At 56.3% G+C, this 16,013-nt stretch carries 14 protein-coding genes; 7 read left to right on the top strand and 7 right to left on the bottom strand.

Going from position 1 to position 16,013, the window contains the following annotated elements; translation table 11 throughout:
- Window positions 1-36: 36 nt before the first annotated feature.
- Window positions 37-726, top strand: coding sequence for a rhodanese-like domain-containing protein (locus tag XX99_RS12160; RefSeq protein ID WP_184084881.1), 690 nt, complete (start codon window positions 37-39; stop codon window positions 724-726).
- 342 nt (window positions 727-1,068) lie between these two features.
- The gene (locus tag XX99_RS12155) at window positions 1,069-1,632 is read left to right on the top strand and encodes a sigma-70 family RNA polymerase sigma factor (protein WP_050059660.1); all 564 of its coding nucleotides are present in this window, start codon (window positions 1,069-1,071) and stop codon (window positions 1,630-1,632) included.
- Window positions 1,633-1,981: 349 nt separating this feature from the next.
- Here XX99_RS12155 and XX99_RS12150 read toward each other — a convergent pair whose 3' ends face one another.
- The 6 genes from XX99_RS12150 to XX99_RS12125 all read right to left on the bottom strand — a co-directional run bounded on the left by XX99_RS12150 (window position 1,982) and on the right by XX99_RS12125 (window position 8,717).
- Window positions 1,982-3,142, bottom strand: coding sequence for an acyltransferase family protein (locus tag XX99_RS12150; protein ID WP_050059659.1), 1,161 nt, complete (start codon window positions 3,140-3,142; stop codon window positions 1,982-1,984).
- A 353-nt stretch (window positions 3,143-3,495) separates the two neighbouring features.
- The gene (locus XX99_RS12145) at window positions 3,496-3,786 is read right to left on the bottom strand and encodes a putative quinol monooxygenase (RefSeq protein ID WP_050059658.1); all 291 of its coding nucleotides are present in this window, start codon (window positions 3,784-3,786) and stop codon (window positions 3,496-3,498) included.
- Window positions 3,787-3,912: 126 nt separating this feature from the next.
- Entirely contained in the window at window positions 3,913-6,462 is a 2,550-nt protein-coding gene (locus tag XX99_RS12140; protein ID WP_050059657.1) for a beta-glucosidase, read from the bottom strand.
- 111 nt (window positions 6,463-6,573) lie between these two features.
- Entirely contained in the window at window positions 6,574-7,671 is a 1,098-nt protein-coding gene (locus tag XX99_RS12135) for an alpha/beta hydrolase (protein WP_082125516.1), read from the bottom strand.
- A gap of 27 nt (window positions 7,672-7,698) precedes the next feature.
- A complete protein-coding gene (locus tag XX99_RS12130; RefSeq protein WP_156185953.1) occupies window positions 7,699-8,379 on the bottom strand; it encodes a hypothetical protein in 681 nt (226 codons plus the stop codon).
- Window positions 8,376-8,717: a PadR family transcriptional regulator gene (locus XX99_RS12125; RefSeq protein ID WP_050059655.1), complete on the bottom strand. Its 342-nt coding sequence runs from the start codon at window positions 8,715-8,717 to the stop codon at window positions 8,376-8,378. Before XX99_RS12125 ends, XX99_RS12130 begins: the two co-directional genes overlap by 4 nt.
- A 200-nt stretch (window positions 8,718-8,917) precedes the next feature.
- On the opposite strand from XX99_RS12125, the gene XX99_RS12120 reads away from it, so the two are divergent.
- From XX99_RS12120 to XX99_RS12110, 3 genes are all read left to right on the top strand, one after another.
- A complete protein-coding gene (locus XX99_RS12120) occupies window positions 8,918-9,703 on the top strand; it encodes an ABC transporter ATP-binding protein (protein WP_050059654.1) in 786 nt (261 codons plus the stop codon).
- Between the two features lie 137 nt (window positions 9,704-9,840).
- Entirely contained in the window at window positions 9,841-10,587 is a 747-nt protein-coding gene (locus XX99_RS12115) for an ABC transporter permease (RefSeq protein ID WP_082125515.1), read from the top strand.
- Window positions 10,588-10,603: 16 nt separating this feature from the next.
- Entirely contained in the window at window positions 10,604-11,209 is a 606-nt protein-coding gene (locus XX99_RS12110; RefSeq protein ID WP_050059652.1) for a TetR/AcrR family transcriptional regulator, read from the top strand.
- A gap of 91 nt (window positions 11,210-11,300) precedes the next feature.
- On the opposite strand, the gene XX99_RS12105 is transcribed toward XX99_RS12110, so the two are convergent.
- Window positions 11,301-13,169 carry a hypothetical protein gene (locus XX99_RS12105; RefSeq protein WP_050059651.1) on the bottom strand — a complete coding sequence of 623 codons (1,869 nt, stop codon included), beginning with the start codon at window positions 13,167-13,169 and terminating at the stop codon, window positions 11,301-11,303.
- A gap of 679 nt (window positions 13,170-13,848) precedes the next feature.
- On the opposite strand from XX99_RS12105, the gene XX99_RS26730 reads away from it, so the two are divergent.
- Window positions 13,849-14,265 carry a MarR family transcriptional regulator gene (locus XX99_RS26730; protein WP_082125514.1) on the top strand — a complete coding sequence of 139 codons (417 nt, stop codon included), beginning with the start codon at window positions 13,849-13,851 and terminating at the stop codon, window positions 14,263-14,265.
- 243 nt (window positions 14,266-14,508) lie between these two features.
- Window positions 14,509-15,918 (top strand): chloride channel protein, encoded by a 1,410-nt coding sequence (locus tag XX99_RS12095; protein ID WP_231581303.1) that lies wholly within the window; start codon window positions 14,509-14,511, stop codon window positions 15,916-15,918.
- Window positions 15,919-16,013 lie beyond the last annotated feature (95 nt).

The raw sequence follows: 16,013 nt of genomic DNA, 5'->3' as shown, positions 1-16,013 counted from the left end.
AGCTCTTGCGCATATGTAGAGAGAGGAGTGGATCACTTGCCGGAACCGTCACAACTTCAGCAGCTAACGGCAGGGCGACTCGAGAAAGAACGACACCGAGGCGCTCTTATTTTGGATACGCGACCGACAGAAAAATTTGCCTCCTTCCACATCGTTGGATCCATGCAAATCGGTCTCATGGGGTCATTTTCGAGCTGGGCCGCAATCCTGCTGCGCCCCTCGCAAAGAATTCTGCTCATTGCCGAAGATGAGAATAGTGCACAAGAGGCACAGAGCCGTTTGGCCAGAGTTGGTCTTGAAAATGTCGACGGGTATGCTCTGGCAGACAAGGAACAGTGGCAACAGACTGGGATAGAGCTCGGCAGCCTGCCCATCTATCAGTGTGAGGATATCCGCGCTCCGCGAGCAGATTGGCCGCCGCAAATTATCGACGTCCGCAGCCGGGCAGAATGGTTGCAGGGACAATTGTCTGGCGCGATCTCCGTGCCTCTGCTTGAACTGAACCCACGAACAAGATTGATCGATCCTTCCAGGCCAATTTTTGTCTACTGCCAGGACGGATATCGCGCGACAATCGCGGCCAGCCTGTTGTCACGCGAATGCACAGGCCATATCGGTATTTTGACGGGCAGCGTTCAGGAATTGCAGGCCTGCGATACTCCGCCGGAAACGCCCCAGGTCGAGCGGAGCGAATCGTCTTTGCGCCTCATTCGGAGAATTCCCTAAAAGTTATTTTGTAACAGGAATAGGTGATCGATATTCCAGTCCTTCTGCGCACTCTTAAGTACAGGAGAGAACGCTATGAAGATGCGGTTGCCTCAAAAGCTTCAAATGCCCGGGCTGGATAAATTCGAAATCGTGAACTTGCTCCTCTGGTTTATCGTCGTCTGCCTGTAAAAGCGCCACTACTGTTTCTCTAACGAAGTTATGTTTCGATCGAAATATGCAGTTCTTACTACCGTTATCTGCATCGAGATCATGATTGCTAACTCGACGGCTTTATCAGGTAACGACTCATTGTCATCAACCGTGCAAAGTCACGTTGTAATCGCATAGGAAGTGCACATTATGTCCTACCCACACTACGATTCGGAAACGACAGGCATCGAATACTTGGATGGACTGTACAGCTACGCAATGGTTCTGACCCGCAACCATGCGGAGGCTGAGGATCTGGTCCAGGAGACTTACGTCCGCGCGATGCCAGCAATGAAGAGACTGCGGCCGGAAAGCAACGTCAAGGGCTGGTTCTTTAAGATTTTGCGGAACGCATGGCTCAATCAGCTCAGGAAGCGGCGCACCGGTCCTGAAATCTCCTGGATCGATGGAGAAGATGGTTCGGCAAGAGAGATAGCGGAGCCATCTCCAGACTCCTACGCTGCCTTAGTGAGCAAGACTGAGGGAGAACAAGTACGCGCGGCAATTCAGAAACTGCCGGCCAAATTTCGCGAGATCATTTTGCTGCGAGAATTCGAGGAATTACCGTATCATGAGATTGCTGGCCTCCTAGACTGCCCCGTAGGGACAGTGATGTCGCGGCTGGCAAGAGCACGTGCGAAGCTTCGCGAACTTCTTACTTTGACGAAGCCCGAATCGTCCGTGGGGAAAGTGCGAAATGAGGGATTGCGTTGACTATCGCGAGAACATTCTGCTTCATCTCGATAAAGAGCTGTGTGTCTCGCAAGCCGACGAACTACGCACCCATCTAGAACTCTGCGAAAACTGCAGAGAAACGCTCGAGGCGGAAAAAGAGTTATCCCGCGTTCTACGCCGATCGCGGCCCCTTTATTCCGCCCCCGCTAGCCTGCGGGATCGCCTTCTACGCGCAATGAACGAGCCGGACTCTGGATCTCTACCGCGCAAGTAGCCTAATATCCACAATCGTACTGCCCTTCGTCGGTTCAGCAAAGGGTTAGCCTTGGCGCAGCCTTGAAATACCTTGAGGCTCGGCTGGAACCGATCCAAAGAAGCGAAACGACGGTCAGCTCATTGAAACATCGGCCACCGCTGGCAAGGGACTTGTGAGTGCTCGTTTTTGGCTGAGCCTCCTGTTAAGTGCCATCCTGATAGGCCTGTCGAAGTTTCGCGAAATCCAGAATGACAGCAGGCACAACATCGGTATCAGCAAAAGGGCAGTGTAGGGACTCAAGGCCCAGCCTGGCCTGCTCTTCGACGCCGCCGCGACGAAGAAGAGCAGCGGCATATGGATGACGTAGAGAGGATACGAGACCTCACCCATAAGTGCGGCGGTAGGTCGGAATCGATCTCCTACATTGCAGCAGGCGGCCACCCAAACAATTGTGGGGATAATGATCCCGATCATCGCGAGACCATAGATGCCGTCGATAGATTTGGGGACGCGGATCGCGAGCAGGATACCGGTGCCTGTGAGCAGAACAAGTGTCGTCAGAATCAGCGACAGGCCTTTGATTTCTATCCGCACTCCGGCGCGATAGATCCGGAACAACAAAACTCCCGCGAAGAACGAATATCCGACTCGGGCAAAGCCAATGGAATAGGTTCCGGGAAGCACCCCATTATCGAGAGTCGTGGCGTATATCAGGCTCCATACGCTGAGCACACCTAAGCATAAGGTCATCAGGCCCACAACCGACGCATTCGACGCCAGACGCCGCCGCACTAACATCGCAAAAACAAAATTGGCTACCAGTTCATAGAACAAGGACCAGGATGGCGGATTGAAAGAGAACGGAGTAGCTGCAACTCGCGAAGTTGAAAAGCTCGGAAGAAACAGAACGGCCATACCAAATGCTGAAATAAAATGTTGTAGTAGCCCCGGCCCCGGATATACTTCCTGCCTTCCGCTTAAAGTTAGCACGATCCCCATAAGTTTGAAGCAGGCGCCCAATAGCAATCCGAGGAAGTAGAGCGGATAAAGACGGATCAGGCGCGCCAGGCTGAAGGATGAGAAATCCATCCTATCTGCCAGTCGATCCTGGTAGGAGTAGGCAATCACAAACCCACTAAGGCAGAAAAATAAGTCGACGCAGAGATAGCTGCCAAAGGGGACGAGGCTTTTGTTAAGTGTGTCTGGTATATGGCGTCCTACAACCAATACGGCAGCTAACCCGCGCAACACGTCGAGAAGCAGAAACTTATGTCTTTCTGGAGAAACTGTCATGAAGCCCCTTGCAAGCTAGAGGGAAGATACCTTTAGCTACTGGCCTGAAAATTTCTCCTACACTAGCACGATAACCTTCGGATAGTTTCAAAAAAACCTTTAATTATGTGGACGGATATCTGGGAGCCCCGATTAGATAGATAACTGGATACATATTAAGATTGCCAATGTTTTTATGATTGTTACTATCTTCCGTCTAACTGGAGTGGCTTTGTCTTAGCATGTGCAAGTTCTGCCGATTCGGGTAAGGCAAGAAGGTAAACATAAAAAGGAGGGCCGCCATGGCCCTCCTTTTATGCTTCGCACACAGAACGTCGATAGCCCGAGGTTTATCGTGATATCCAGGCCACCACCTAACCAACAGCGGTCAAAAGATTCACTTCCAGCGGTTCGGCCAAAATCTGATCGGCTTTTCCGAAGATCTGCTTAAAGTGACTGCTCGCCGCATGGGCATCCAGATGCGCCTGGCTCTGCCAAAGTTCGTTGAATACAAAAATGCCCGGTAGATTCGATTCGAAGAGATCGTCGTAAACGCAGCCTGCCTCGGCCCGCGTGGGCACGACCAGTCCGCTGAGCAACGCCTTTAGCTCGTCAGCTTTATCTTCGCGAGCCACCGCCCGCGCAATCACACGTACCTCTGCCATTCTGGTTCTCCTAAACGCTGTTGGTTCTTGTCATGGATGCGCGAGATCTGCCTTCGGCGCAAAGACCAATTTCACACGAAAAAAAACGCCCGGAGACTCACTCCGGGCGTGTCTCTCAATCGCTGGTTATTTGACCGTGAAGTCCTTGGTCAAAGGAGTATTTGCCGAAGAATCGCCCACAAACAAGGTGAACTGGCCCGGGTCGACCTTCCATCCATTGGAATCGACATCCCAGTAGGCGAGAGACCGCCGGTCCAGGGTGACGCTCACGCGTTCTTTCTTTCCCGGCTCCAGTCGTACCTTTTGATAGCCTTTCAGCTCCTTCACCGGCCGCTTGATTTTGGCTGAGGGATCGCCGACATACACCTGTGCCACGTCAGCTCCGGCACGATGGCCGGTGTTTTCTACCTCGAAGGACACGGTGATGGGACCATCCGCTGAGGCTGTCTCCGGAGACACTTTAAGACCCGAGAAGGCGAACGTGGTGTAGGAGAGTCCAAAGCCGAAAGGAAACAGCGGCTCCTTGTTCATCGACGTGTAGTAGCGATAGCCCACGAACACGCCCTCGGCATATTTCACATGTGGAGTCTCACCGGCAGGCACCGGAGGCGCGTAGTAATTATCGTGAACCGGATTTTCCTCCCAGCTCTTTTCGAGACTCATGGGCAGGTGACCCTCCGGCGAGCGCTCGCCGAAGAGGATCTCTGCCAGGGCCGTACCTCCCTCCTGTCCCGGATACCAATTGTGCAGCAGCACCGGAGTATTCCCAAGCCAGCGATGCGTATCGACTCCGCCGCCTGCGGTGAGCGTGACAATCGTCTTCTTATTCGCCGCGTTCACCGCCTGGATGAGCTGATCCTGTCCCCATGGCAGTGAGTACGTGCGATCGAAGCCCTCGCTCTCTGTTTGTGGATCGAAGCCGACCGATACGACTGCCGCGTCGGCCATCGCCGCGACCTTCGCAGCCTCAGGAGAGACCAACTCATCGGCGGCTTTGATTCCCACCCCGAGGCGCGGATATGCCGCATCGGGCAGATAGTCGACCTGGAACTTCGCCGGCTTGCCCTTGGTCAGATTCACCTCGGCAAACTGCGGAGCCTGGCCCTCGCGCTTGAGCTGCTCGATCACCTTCTTGCCGTCGATCGTCACCGTGTAGGCATCCGATCCGCCCGCTCCGGCCAACACCAGATAGCTGCCCGTCTTGTTGGGCATATATTCAGCTGTGTACCGGATGCTCTTATGCTCTTTAGCAGACGGCGTCCACTCTTCCGACTTGAAGTTTGCGATGCGCCCGGCATAGGTGAGCGTTGCGGCTCCGCCGAAGTTCTCGCTGTTGAAGGTTTCCACCTTCACCGCATGACTGTCGCGACGGCGCTGCGGCGCTGGCTCGCCTGCGGGCTCGACGAACTTCGTGTCGTTGAATATATCCTCGGTTGAAGGCAGTCCGCGCACATAGAGCACCTTGACGCGCTCGCCAAGATAATTGGAGAGGCCGGTCATGATGCTCACCGGAGCGAACGCGGTTACCGCCGAGCTGCCGCCCGCGCCAGATACCGCGGGCCATGCGTCCGGCCCGATGACCGCTAGCGTCTTAACCCTGCCGGTATCCAGCGGCAGCACATCGCCTTCGTTCTTCAGCAGCGTGATGCTCTCCCGCGCCTCGTCCAGCGCTACCTGCTTGCCGCTTTGCGTGTAAGCAGGAATGCCCAGGTCGGTCTGGTCGCGCTCGAGGAAGTGGAAGCGGATTGCAGTGCGAAAGATGCGCCGCACTTTGTCGTCGATGGTCGCCTCACTTACCTCACTACTCTTTACGGCAGCCGTCAGATTTTTGGGATTCATGAACTTGCCCGACGGCATCTCCAGGTCCAGTCCGCCGTTGGCCGCGCCCACAGCGCTGTAGGTCGCATCCCAGTCCGACATCAGGATGCTGTCGAAAGCCCATTCTTTCTTGAGGATTTCGTTATTCAGATGGATGTTTTGCGTTGCATGTACGCCATTTAAGAGGTTGTAGGAGTTCATCACCGAGCCGACATGCGCATCCTTTACCGCGGCCTCGAAGGCAGGTAGATAGATCTCGCGCAGTGTCCGTTCATCCACATCGGAGCTGACGTTGTGCCGGTCATACTCCTCGTTGTTGGCGGCAAAGTGCTTCACCGTGGCGATCACGCCTTGGCTCTGCACCCCTTCTATATAGGGAACCGCAGTATGCGCGGACAGAAAAGGATCTTCGCCGAAGTACTCGAAGTTACGCCCGTTCATCGGTCCGCGATAGATGTTCACGCCCGGACCCAGCAGGAAGTGAACTCCGCGCGCACGCGCATCCTGAGCGATAGCCACGCCCATGCGCCGGGCCAGTTCCGGGTCCCAGCTTGCTGCCAATGCCACGCCGCCAGCGTGGGCTGTATCCGGACCCCAGGTGCGGATGCCATCCGGCCCGTCCGACATCTTCAGCCGCGGAAAGCCCGCATCGGGCTCCGCTCTGATGAACATGCTGTCTTCGCCGCCAATCAGCTCCAGCTTCTGCTGGAGAGTCAGCTTTTTGAGCATCGACTCGGCCTGCTGGTCGATAGCGGAATTGTCCTCGACGGGGGCCTGCGCCCGCGATGCTGGAACGATGAGGAAGGAAAATATCAGAGTGGAAACAACGACAGCGCGCTGAAGCGTTTGATTACGCAAGAATTAGCCCCCGAAATGCGGGTTAAGGCTAACAAGGGACATGCCATGCAGGCAAGGTACAGAAGTTTCGGCGCTATAGCCGCCAACAATGACTAGACCAGCAGTGCGGCTCTATTCAGAAGCCCGCTCAGAACCCTTCTGAAAAACCAGATGCCGGGCGAAGAAGGGCAGCACCTCGGTATAGACACGGCCGTCGGAACCCCAATTAGGCTCTCCCCAGGTACCGTTGTATTCTTCTGCTTCGTGGACTATGCCGAACTCGTTCAGCTTATGCGTGAATGCCTGGTTCGAATACACGTGATCCTGATTGGTGTCGCTGCGCGCCCAGTCGAATTTGAATCCGCGCAGCGATTTCAGATTCTCCGCGTATTGCGGAATCATCGTTTCAAGAAAAAAGTTATCGCGCAGCTGCTCCGTCAACTTGGCGTCGATCACCAGTTGATTCCCGTCCATGCGTGCCGGTAGATCGACGAAGAGCGGAGGCTTGCTGGTGTCGGGAAGATGAGCCTGGAAGATGCTGGTGAAGATGGTGGAGAAGCCGTCTTTCTTCACATCGTCGAGCGACTTGGCATTGGCCAGAAGATCCCAATTAGGCCGCGAATCCATGATCTGCACGCCCGATCCAGTGCCGACCGGATGCATCGCATAGACCGACCGGAAAGTCTCCGGATGACGCATGCCGAAACGAATGGCGCCGTAGCCGCCCATCCCGATTCCGGCAATGCCGCGCGAATCGCCGCTGGGCAGCGTGCGAAAGCTCGCGTCCATGTAAGGAACTAATTCGTCGATCACGAAATCTTCCCAGTTACCCGTGACCGGAGAATTCACATACCACGAAGACCCAAGCGGCGTTGTCATGTCCACCGAGACGAGAATGAACTTGCCGGTTACCCCCGCCTTGATCGCCCGCTCGAAGAGACTTTGTGCATGGCGTTCGTCGAAGATCGAACGATAGGTTTCTCCGATGGGGCTAGGGAGAAAGTAGATTACCGGATAGCGCTCGGTCGATTCGTCATAGCCTGGCGGTAGATAGATTGCCATCTTCCGCGTGGGGCTGATGCCGAACTTGTTCTGAGAAAACTTCTGCGACTGCAGCTCACGCTCGATCACGTGACTCGGCGACAAGGCCTGAGGCGCGGCGAGAGCAAAAAGGGAAGGGAACACCGTGGCAACGATAAGAGCTATCGCAGTTCGCATCGATCTGGACATAGTGTTCCTCTAGTTATCGCGGTATTTTCAAGCCTGCGTTGTACGCACACTGGATCGCATCGAATTGGACATCAGGTAGAACGTGGGCCAAAGAAGAAAACAGCTAAGCATCGACACTCCACCGTGGTTCCATCTCGCAAGCATCAGTGCTGCGAGAGTCATTGCTAGGGCTGTTGCAGCACCTGGGGCGATGCGCATCTTGCGCCAGCCCATCCATACGCCTGCCAGAGCGGGCGCCAGGAACAGCAGGAGCGAAAGACGCGACAGCGATGGATTATGAAATCGCGTTTCGCAGAAGAGGCAGGGAGCGAGGCATAGAACGGCGCTCGCCCAAAGAGTCCTGCGCGAAATCAAGCCGGTGACATATCCGGCGCTCCATGACCAGCCAATGAGCAACAGACCTTGGCACAAAAGAGAGAGCAAGGTCGTCGTAGGATAGCCGGTCGAATTTGTACTGACGGCATGCAGATAACTCCAACTCACGCCTAGCGACGATCCGATCAACGGAAAGCTGAAGGGGAGGGCGATGCCCAATCCCGCAACCCACGGCCGCCAGCTTTGCCACAGAAGCATTTCACGCCTCAAAACCAGGCCGATTACGGCGAAGATGGCCTTCGATCCGGTCTCTCCGATTTCTAGCATGTCGCCCAGGACGGCATCGCGTTCTTCCCGGGCCAATGGATAAGCGACCATCTCCAGCATTCTCATGACTTCTTCTCCTGTGGCTCGTTTTCCCACGTTGCGGCCCACGGCGCTGCGCGGCTCACGCGCATCACCGCGTCGTAAAAGGTCTTCGCCGCTTTGATGCCTTGTGGAGTTACCTGCACCATGCGCTTGGCGCGGCCGCCACGCTGCGGCGTGGCATCGCCCATCCAGGTTTTGAGCAGGCCCTTCTTCTCGAGACGATCGATGGTGGTATACAGCGCTCCGATGGAGCACACCCGCCCGGTGATCGACTGGATCTCTTCGCGGATGGCCGCTCCGTAAGCATGCTCGCCGAGGCCTGCCGCAGCCGTGAGGGTGAGGTATTCGAATTCACCAAGCATAATTAGAACTACATTGTGATGTTAATCGGCGAAGCTGTCAACGAGTCATTTGTCCAACGTCGCAATCGGGGATTGCGGACGTATTTCTTGAAGCAATTGCCCTGATTGGCGGGTAAAAACCCAGTTGACAAACTAAACTGAACCGTTCAGTATTGCCTATGTCAGGAAGACGTCTGCAAGCGAAGGAGGGACTTCCTCGAATGATTTCCGTCCAAAATCTGGTCAAGACGTTTGGAGATTTCACCGCCGTCAAGGACATCACCTTCGACGTGGCGCAAGGCGAGATCTTCGCCTTCCTCGGTCCGAACGGAGCAGGGAAGACCACCACTATCAAGATGCTGACTACGCTGCTGCGCCCCACCAGCGGACGCATCGAGCTCGACGGCCTTGATCCCACGGTGAAGCAGAGGCAGGCCCGCCAGCGCTTCGGCATCGTCTTCCAGGACCCAAGCCTCGATAGCGAGCAGACGGCGTGGGAGAACATGGACCTGCACGGGGTGCTCTACCACGTTCCGCGCAAGATTCGCGCTGAGCGGACCGAAGAGCTGCTGAAGATCTTCGAGCTCTGGGATCGCAAAGACGCTTATGTGAAAACCTTCTCGGGCGGCATGAAGCGGCGCCTGGAGATTGCCCGCGGTTTTCTGCACACACCGAAAATTTTGTTCCTCGACGAACCTACGCTGGGACTCGATCCGCAGAGCCGCAACCAGCTGTGGACACACGTGAAGCGTCTCAACGAAACGGAAAAAACCACTGTCTTTCTCACCACGCATTACATGGACGAGGCCGATCGTGTGGCCCATCGCATTGCCATCATGGATCACGGAACCATCGTCGCCCAGGGCACGTCGGCGGAGTTGAAGGAGCAGACGAAGACCGAAACGCTCGAAGCCGCGTTCCTGGCGCTTACCGGTTCCTCGTTGCGCGATGAAGGCGCGGATTCGAAGGCCGCATTGCGTCAGGTTGCGCAGATGTTTCGGCGCTAGGACTGGCCGTCCGGGCAACCGCGCGCTATGCGCGCCAGTTCGGCTTCGACCACTGTTTCCGCTCCCGTTGGTCGCGGTCAGAATTTCGCACGCCAGTCGGTCAACACTGAAGGCGATTTTATTCGAAAGGAAGAATCATGGGTGCGATTTACATCTTGTGGCTGCGGGAACTGAAGCGCTATGTGCGCTCGCGTGTGCAGATCGTCGTCTCGCTTGGCCAGCCATGTCTGTATCTACTTGCGCTGGGCTTCGGGCTCGGCCCGGTCTTTCAGCAGGCCGGTCACGGCAGCTATCTGCAGTTCATGGCCCCGGGAGTGGTGGGTATGACTGTGCTTTTCAGCTCTGTATTCTCTGGTATCGCCATGCTCTGGGATCGCCAGTTCGGATTCCTCAAAGAAACGCTGGTCGCTCCGGTCTCGCGCATGCAGATCATGGTCGGGCGCACGCTCGGCGGCGCAACCGTTGCCATCATCCAGGGAACGTTGATCCTTATCATCTGCCTCATCGCGGGATTTCGTCCGCATAGCTGGCTGGCCATCCCCTCGGCGTTTCTTTTCGTGGTCATGATTGCCATCGTCTTCGCGGCCCTGGGCACGGCCATCGGCTCGGTGATCAAGGACATGCAGGGCTTCCAGCTGGTGATGAATTTTCTGGTCATGCCCATCTTCTTTCTTTCTGGAGCGCTTTTCCCGCTGGCGAATCTGCCTCTAGTGATGACCGTGATTACTCGCATCGATCCCTTGGCGTACGGAGTGGACGGCCTGCGCGGCTCGTTGATCAACATCTGGCACTTCAATCTGCTCTACGATGTGGCTCTGCTGGCATGTATCGCCGCGGTCTTCCTGAGCGCGGGCGCTTATCTATTCTCTAAGATCGAAGCATAGGAAACTGAAGTCGCGGATGGCCAGACCGAGAAGCATACAGGCGCACAAAAAAGTTTTGAACTCGGCAGTGCAGCTATTTTCCGAGCGTGGAATCGATGCCACCAGCATGGACGCCATTGCCGAGGCCTCAGGCGTCAGCAAGGCCACCATCTACAAGCACTGGCCGGACAAGGACAGCCTTTGCCTCGAGGTCATGGGCTATCTGCACGGTATCGATGAAGAGCCGCCGGTCTTCGATTCCGGCGACTTTCGCGCCGACCTCATCGCCCAGCTTCAATATCAGCCGGCACTCGATCGCAAGGCGCTGCGCGAGAAGATGGTGCCGCATATGATCGCCTATGCCGCACGCAACCAGACTCTCGGCGCAGCGTGGCGTGAGCGAGTCGTCGAGCCCGCGCGTGTGGCATTGGCCGCCATCCTCAAGCGCGGAGAGAAACGAGGCGTGCTGCGCCGCGGTATCGATCCTGAGGTTGGGATTGCTCTGCTCCTCGGCCCCATGATCTACCGCCATGTCTTTACAAAAAGACTCGGCGAAAAGGGGCCCAAGGATCTTGAAGTTCATGTTGCCGACACTTTCCTCGCTGCGTTCGGAGCCGAGAAGCACAAGCCTGCAGGCCGCTGACACTGCGCAATCGTAGTTTCCGAAAACATCCCAAGCGCAAATAAAAAGGGCATCCTCGCGGATGCCCTTTCTGGTTAAATCCTGCTGCTGACTACGGGAGGTAGTAGCGGAAGGAGGTTTCGAAGAGGTTGTCGGTACCCTTGGCTCCGCCGGTCGGATTCAGAGGGCCACCCGCGCCAGACCAAAGGTTGCGCACGAAGTAGCTGTACTGGATGCCCTGACGAATGCGTCCCATGGGACCGTCATAGATGTTGTACCAGTAGCCGGCAGTGACTTCCTGCACGTCCTTGTTCTGGTTTCCGCAGTTGGCAGGAGTGGAGGGTGAGAAGCCTGTGCCGCCACCACCGTATGCAGCTGCTGCAGCGGCGCCGGGGATGGGCTCCGTGTTGCAACCGCTCATGTTGGTGAAGTACGAGCCATAGCCTTCCTTGCCGAAGGCGCGGCGGCCTACATAGTCGCCGCCGTAATTGAAGTAAAGATTCAGGCGCTTGGTGGGGTTCGCCTCAACCGTGCTCAGAGCGGAGAAGTTATGCAGCGGGGCGATCTGTCCATCGGGTCGCAGCGTGATATCTGCGATGGTCGAGGTGCCGTAGCGTCCGGTGCCCTCTCCGAAGATACCCTTCAGGCCAACGGTCAGCTTTTTCTGGAGGAACGTCGTGCGCCCGCTGGCGCCGACAGCGCCGCCGATGGTGCTGTCGTTATAGGCGCCTACAGAGTTCCCGGTGAGAGTGCCCGCAGCGCCAGCCGCAGCTGAAGCATTCGGATAGATGCGATCGCGGAAGAATCGCGAGATACCGAAGAGTTCGTAGTGTCCTCCCCACTTCGGTTCATATGCGATCTTGGCGATCAAGTCCGGGGCCAGGTTGAAAGAGTAGTTGGCGGATGCGTTATAGAGACCGCCTCCGACGCCGGCTGAGCCGATGATCAGATTCAGGGGCAGTCCAGCACCCGCTGGGTTCAGAGTCTCGGCATTTTCTGCCGATGCGCCGACCCACAACCGGTCGCTGAAGTTCTTCGAGACGCGGAAGCCGTACTGGCGTTCCCACACAAAGCCCGCGGTGTATTGCGGATCGATGGTGCCGGGAAGGATTTCCGTGCCGTTATCCAGACCGTGGGTGGTTTCAGTCGCCAGGGACCACATCTGGCCGCCTGTAAAATTCCAACCGGTATTGAGTGCAACCTGCGCCCAGATCTGCCGCTGGCGCATTACATAGCTATTGGACTGGTTATTGTTGGAGGTGATGCCGGTTCCAAGCCAGTCAGCTTCGTAGTAGCCGGTCAGAGTGGCGTTGGCGGCCTTGCCCGATGCCTTGATGGCGATGCGGGACTGACGGCCCGATCCGAAGAACTCGCTGATCTGCGCGTCGTCGGAGCTTTCCAGCGGAATGGCGGTAAAGGGAGTGTTGATATCTCCACCCGTCGCCCCGCTCCGGAATACAGTCGCGGCTTCAACGAAGCTGCCTCTGGGCGAAATGGTCACACCTTTGTAGTGAATCGAATCCGGGCTCTCGATCGCTTTCTTGACCTGCGCCTGCTGATCCTGGATGGTGGTCACGATCGATTGGGTGTTGCCCTTCAGATCGGTAACCGCACCCTGGAGGCTGGAAACCTGCTGCGAGGTGTCGCTGATTGCGGCCTGCTGCGCCTGCGCAGCCTGTTGTGCCTGCTGGGCGGCCGCCTGGGCTGCTGACGCAGCCTGCTGTGCCTGCTGCAACTGCGAGTCGCGGTCAGTCAGCTGCTGCTTCAGCGAGTCGATCTGCGAACGCTGCGAGGAAAGATCCTGACGCAGCTCATTGATCTGGGACTCGACGGAAGGCTTCTTTTCAACCACTCGATGGGTCTTGCGTGCGGTCGACTTTTTGGCGGTCGTACTCGTGGAGCTCGCCGTGGTCTGTGCTTGTCCGGCGACTACCGCCGTCATCAGCACCAGACTTGCGAGCGCCTTTAAATTCGTATTCATTAGGCCTCTCATATTTTCTTTACAGTTGACGAACAAGTGTTACCGAGGAACTTGAGGTCAAAAGCTGCGCGTGTCATGGCCCGCCTGCAGACTCCCATTTCGAGTTGCATAGCATTCTGCGCGTTGAGGGAGTCGCGCAATCTCAGGGACATAACGACACGAAGCCCGAATGTGATGGTCGCAGTCAAATGTAAATATCCTGCGAATTTTGAGTGAATAACCGGCAAAGTGTTGCGATTCGGCTGTTGAAAATGGAATAAGTTCCCGAAGTAACTACGTTTCAACCCCGCGCAAATGAGGGAGCTGCGGCAAGGGCCCGCTCTTTTTATGGTTTAAGAGGGCGGCTATATGAGGCTGTTACGAAACTGCCTGGCTTGTGATAGCCAGCAATGGTCAACGCCGATGCGTGCAGTCAGCTAAGCCACGACTTGCCGTCGCTATCTCCGAAAATCTGGATGGTGATGATCGCGAACCCTCTTGTCCCTGGCCAGAATCGCTACAGCGCCGATCATCCCGATAAGCGGGAGCAAGCAAAACGCCAGTATGTAGATGTTCATTGAGGCACCCCTCAGCCACAACGGCGGCCGGATGAAAGGCCCTAAGAGTGCTCACAACGGAGGCCGTCCGTTTCACGCCAAATGATATCGTGTTACGATAGATCAAGAAGAAGCTCTTGTCTATGCCCACTGAACGTGATGACATTCAACACTTGGCTAGCTTTCGTCGTGAAATCCGGCGCTTCCTGCAGTTCAGCGAGCAAGCTGCGGCTGAGGCCGGCCTGCAACCACAACAGCATCAACTTCTATTGCAGATTGCTGGAGCTCCTGGCGAGTCTCTGGTTACGATCAGCTACATCGCTGATGTAATGGGCCTTCGACACCATACCGTCGTCGAACTCAGCAAACGGTGTGAACTGGCGGGACTCTTGCGCAGAACTCACGACCCCAACGATCGCCGGTGCGTATTGCTGGAATTGACCCCCCAAGGCAACCGGGCGCTTCGTCAACTCGCCGACGTTCATTCTCAACAATTGCGCGAATTGGCCCCGAGCCTGATCCAGGCGCTTACACGCATACGCAATTCCAATAAACAGTAGCGCGCTGATATACCGCGCGGATGAAAGAAGGCATTCTTGCAGTCGGAGCCATCGATTCTCAGGGATTTTACGGTTGATAGACGGGTCTGGCTACTCTCCAGCGTTTCGGTTGGCATCGGGGCCTGTGCGACTGTCCTCGCCGTACTCCTTCTGCGCTGCATTGCGGTTTCAACAAACATCTTTTATTACCACCGCTTTAGCATCAGTCCGGTGTCTCCGTCCGGAAGCCCTCTCGGGCATTGGATGGTTGTGGTTCCCGTTGTGGGCGGATTGATCGTTGGCTTGATGGCTCGGTTTGGGTCCGACAAAATACGTGGGCACGGAATACCGGAAGCAATCGAAGCGATTCTCCTTCACAGAGCTAAAGTCGATCCGAAGATCGCTGTTCTGAAACCCGTCTCGGCTGCAATTGCAATTGGTTCGGGTGGGCCGTTCGGCGCAGAAGGTCCCATCATCATGACTGGGGGCGCGGTTGGATCGTTAATAGGCCAATGGATGCATGTGACCGATGCAGAAAGAACCACGCTTCTGGTCGCCGGAGCGGCGGCGGGTATGTCTGCAACCTTTGCTACGCCGGTGGCCGCAATTCTACTGGCGGTCGAGCTCCTTCTTTTTGAATGGCGTCCCCGGAGCTTGGTTCCCGTGGCCATCGCCAGCGCCACAGCAGCGCTTCTCCGTGTTTATTGGCTTGGCGCAGGACCGCTCTTTCAGATGCCACACTTGGCGGACACTTCGCACGTCTCGTTTGTAATTGGGGCTCTCTTTCTGGGCGCATTCCTGGGTCTCGTCTCCGCGGGAATGAGCCGGTTGATGTATGCGTTTGAGGATATGTTTGAGCACTTGCATCTCCACTGGATGTGGTGGCCGGCGGTTGGGGGTGTAGGCATTGGAATAGGAGGCCTCTTCTTCCCGCGCGGCCTCGGAGTTGGGTATGACAACATCGCAGAGCTGCTCCGAGGAAGCGCACCCCTGGGGCTCATCGTTGGGATTTTGATCGCGAAATCACTGATGTGGGCTTTTTCGTTGGGATCAGGAACCTCCGGGGGCGTGCTTGCACCTCTGCTCATGATTGGTGGAGCTGTGGGCGCAATGGCGGGGCATCTGGCTCACGCACCAGCCGAGACTCAGGCGTTCTGGGCCTTAATCGGCATGGGGGCAATGCTTGCGGGATCGCTTGGCGTGCCCCTCACCGCGATTTTGTTTAGCTTGGAAGTCACTCACTGTCTGCCTGCGTTGCTGCCTCTAGCGGTCGCCTGCATTGCGTCCTACCTTGTCACGGCACTTATCATGCCCCGCTCAATTCTGACTGAAAAGCTTAGCCGGCGAGGCAGTCATCTTACTCGCGAATATGGTGTCGATCCTCTCGAGCTTGTCCTCGTAAGAGAGGTCATGTCGCCGCTTGCAATAAAAGCTTCGAGCGCTCCTCTACCGGGTGTTTTTACTTACGCTGATTCAACCACGCGAGGAGCGGCAGAGATCATGGCGACAAAGGGCTTGGAAACCATACCGGTCGTAGACCGGGCGACTGGGCAAACATGCGGTGATTTGTCGCTCAAGGATTTGCTTCGTGGGAGAGGTCGATCCCTGGACCGTGAAAGCGAGCGGCTCAGGCTCTTCGGATATGTTCCTCCCGAACTTGGTGGTCACAACTGAAGTACAAGTCACTCGAGCGCCGCAATCAATGCGGTCCGCGGGTTCCAGTATCACTGGAAGACTTTGTGCTTCAGAATAGATTCGTAACGACCTCA

The organism is Silvibacterium bohemicum, from assembly GCF_001006305.1.
GTDB lineage: Bacteria > Acidobacteriota > Terriglobia > Terriglobales > Acidobacteriaceae > Silvibacterium > Silvibacterium bohemicum.
Note: the sequence above shows the minus strand (reverse complement) of the source record. Positions and strands in the feature narration are given on the sequence as shown.

Excerpts from the sequence above, each read along its gene's own strand:
- XX99_RS12125 (WP_050059655.1), bottom strand. The coding sequence starts at position 8,717 with ATGCTTGGTGAATTCGAATACCTCACCCTCACGGCTGCGGCAGGCCTC.
- XX99_RS12150 (WP_050059659.1), bottom strand. The coding sequence starts at position 3,142 with ATGACAGTTTCTCCAGAAAGACATAAGTTTCTGCTTCTCGACGTGTTG.
- XX99_RS12130 (WP_156185953.1), bottom strand. The coding sequence starts at position 8,379 with ATGAGAATGCTGGAGATGGTCGCTTATCCATTGGCCCGGGAAGAACGC.
- XX99_RS12135 (WP_082125516.1), bottom strand. The coding sequence starts at position 7,671 with ATGTCCAGATCGATGCGAACTGCGATAGCTCTTATCGTTGCCACGGTG.
- XX99_RS12105 (WP_050059651.1), bottom strand. The coding sequence starts at position 13,169 with ATGAATACGAATTTAAAGGCGCTCGCAAGTCTGGTGCTGATGACGGCG.
- XX99_RS12095 (WP_231581303.1), top strand. The coding sequence starts at position 14,509 with ATGGTTGTGGTTCCCGTTGTGGGCGGATTGATCGTTGGCTTGATGGCT.
- XX99_RS12145 (WP_050059658.1), bottom strand. The coding sequence starts at position 3,786 with ATGGCAGAGGTACGTGTGATTGCGCGGGCGGTGGCTCGCGAAGATAAA.
- XX99_RS12155 (WP_050059660.1), top strand. The coding sequence starts at position 1,069 with ATGTCCTACCCACACTACGATTCGGAAACGACAGGCATCGAATACTTG.
- XX99_RS12120 (WP_050059654.1), top strand. The coding sequence starts at position 8,918 with ATGATTTCCGTCCAAAATCTGGTCAAGACGTTTGGAGATTTCACCGCC.
- XX99_RS12115 (WP_082125515.1), top strand. The coding sequence starts at position 9,841 with ATGGGTGCGATTTACATCTTGTGGCTGCGGGAACTGAAGCGCTATGTG.
- XX99_RS12110 (WP_050059652.1), top strand. The coding sequence starts at position 10,604 with ATGGCCAGACCGAGAAGCATACAGGCGCACAAAAAAGTTTTGAACTCG.
- XX99_RS26730 (WP_082125514.1), top strand. The coding sequence starts at position 13,849 with ATGCCCACTGAACGTGATGACATTCAACACTTGGCTAGCTTTCGTCGT.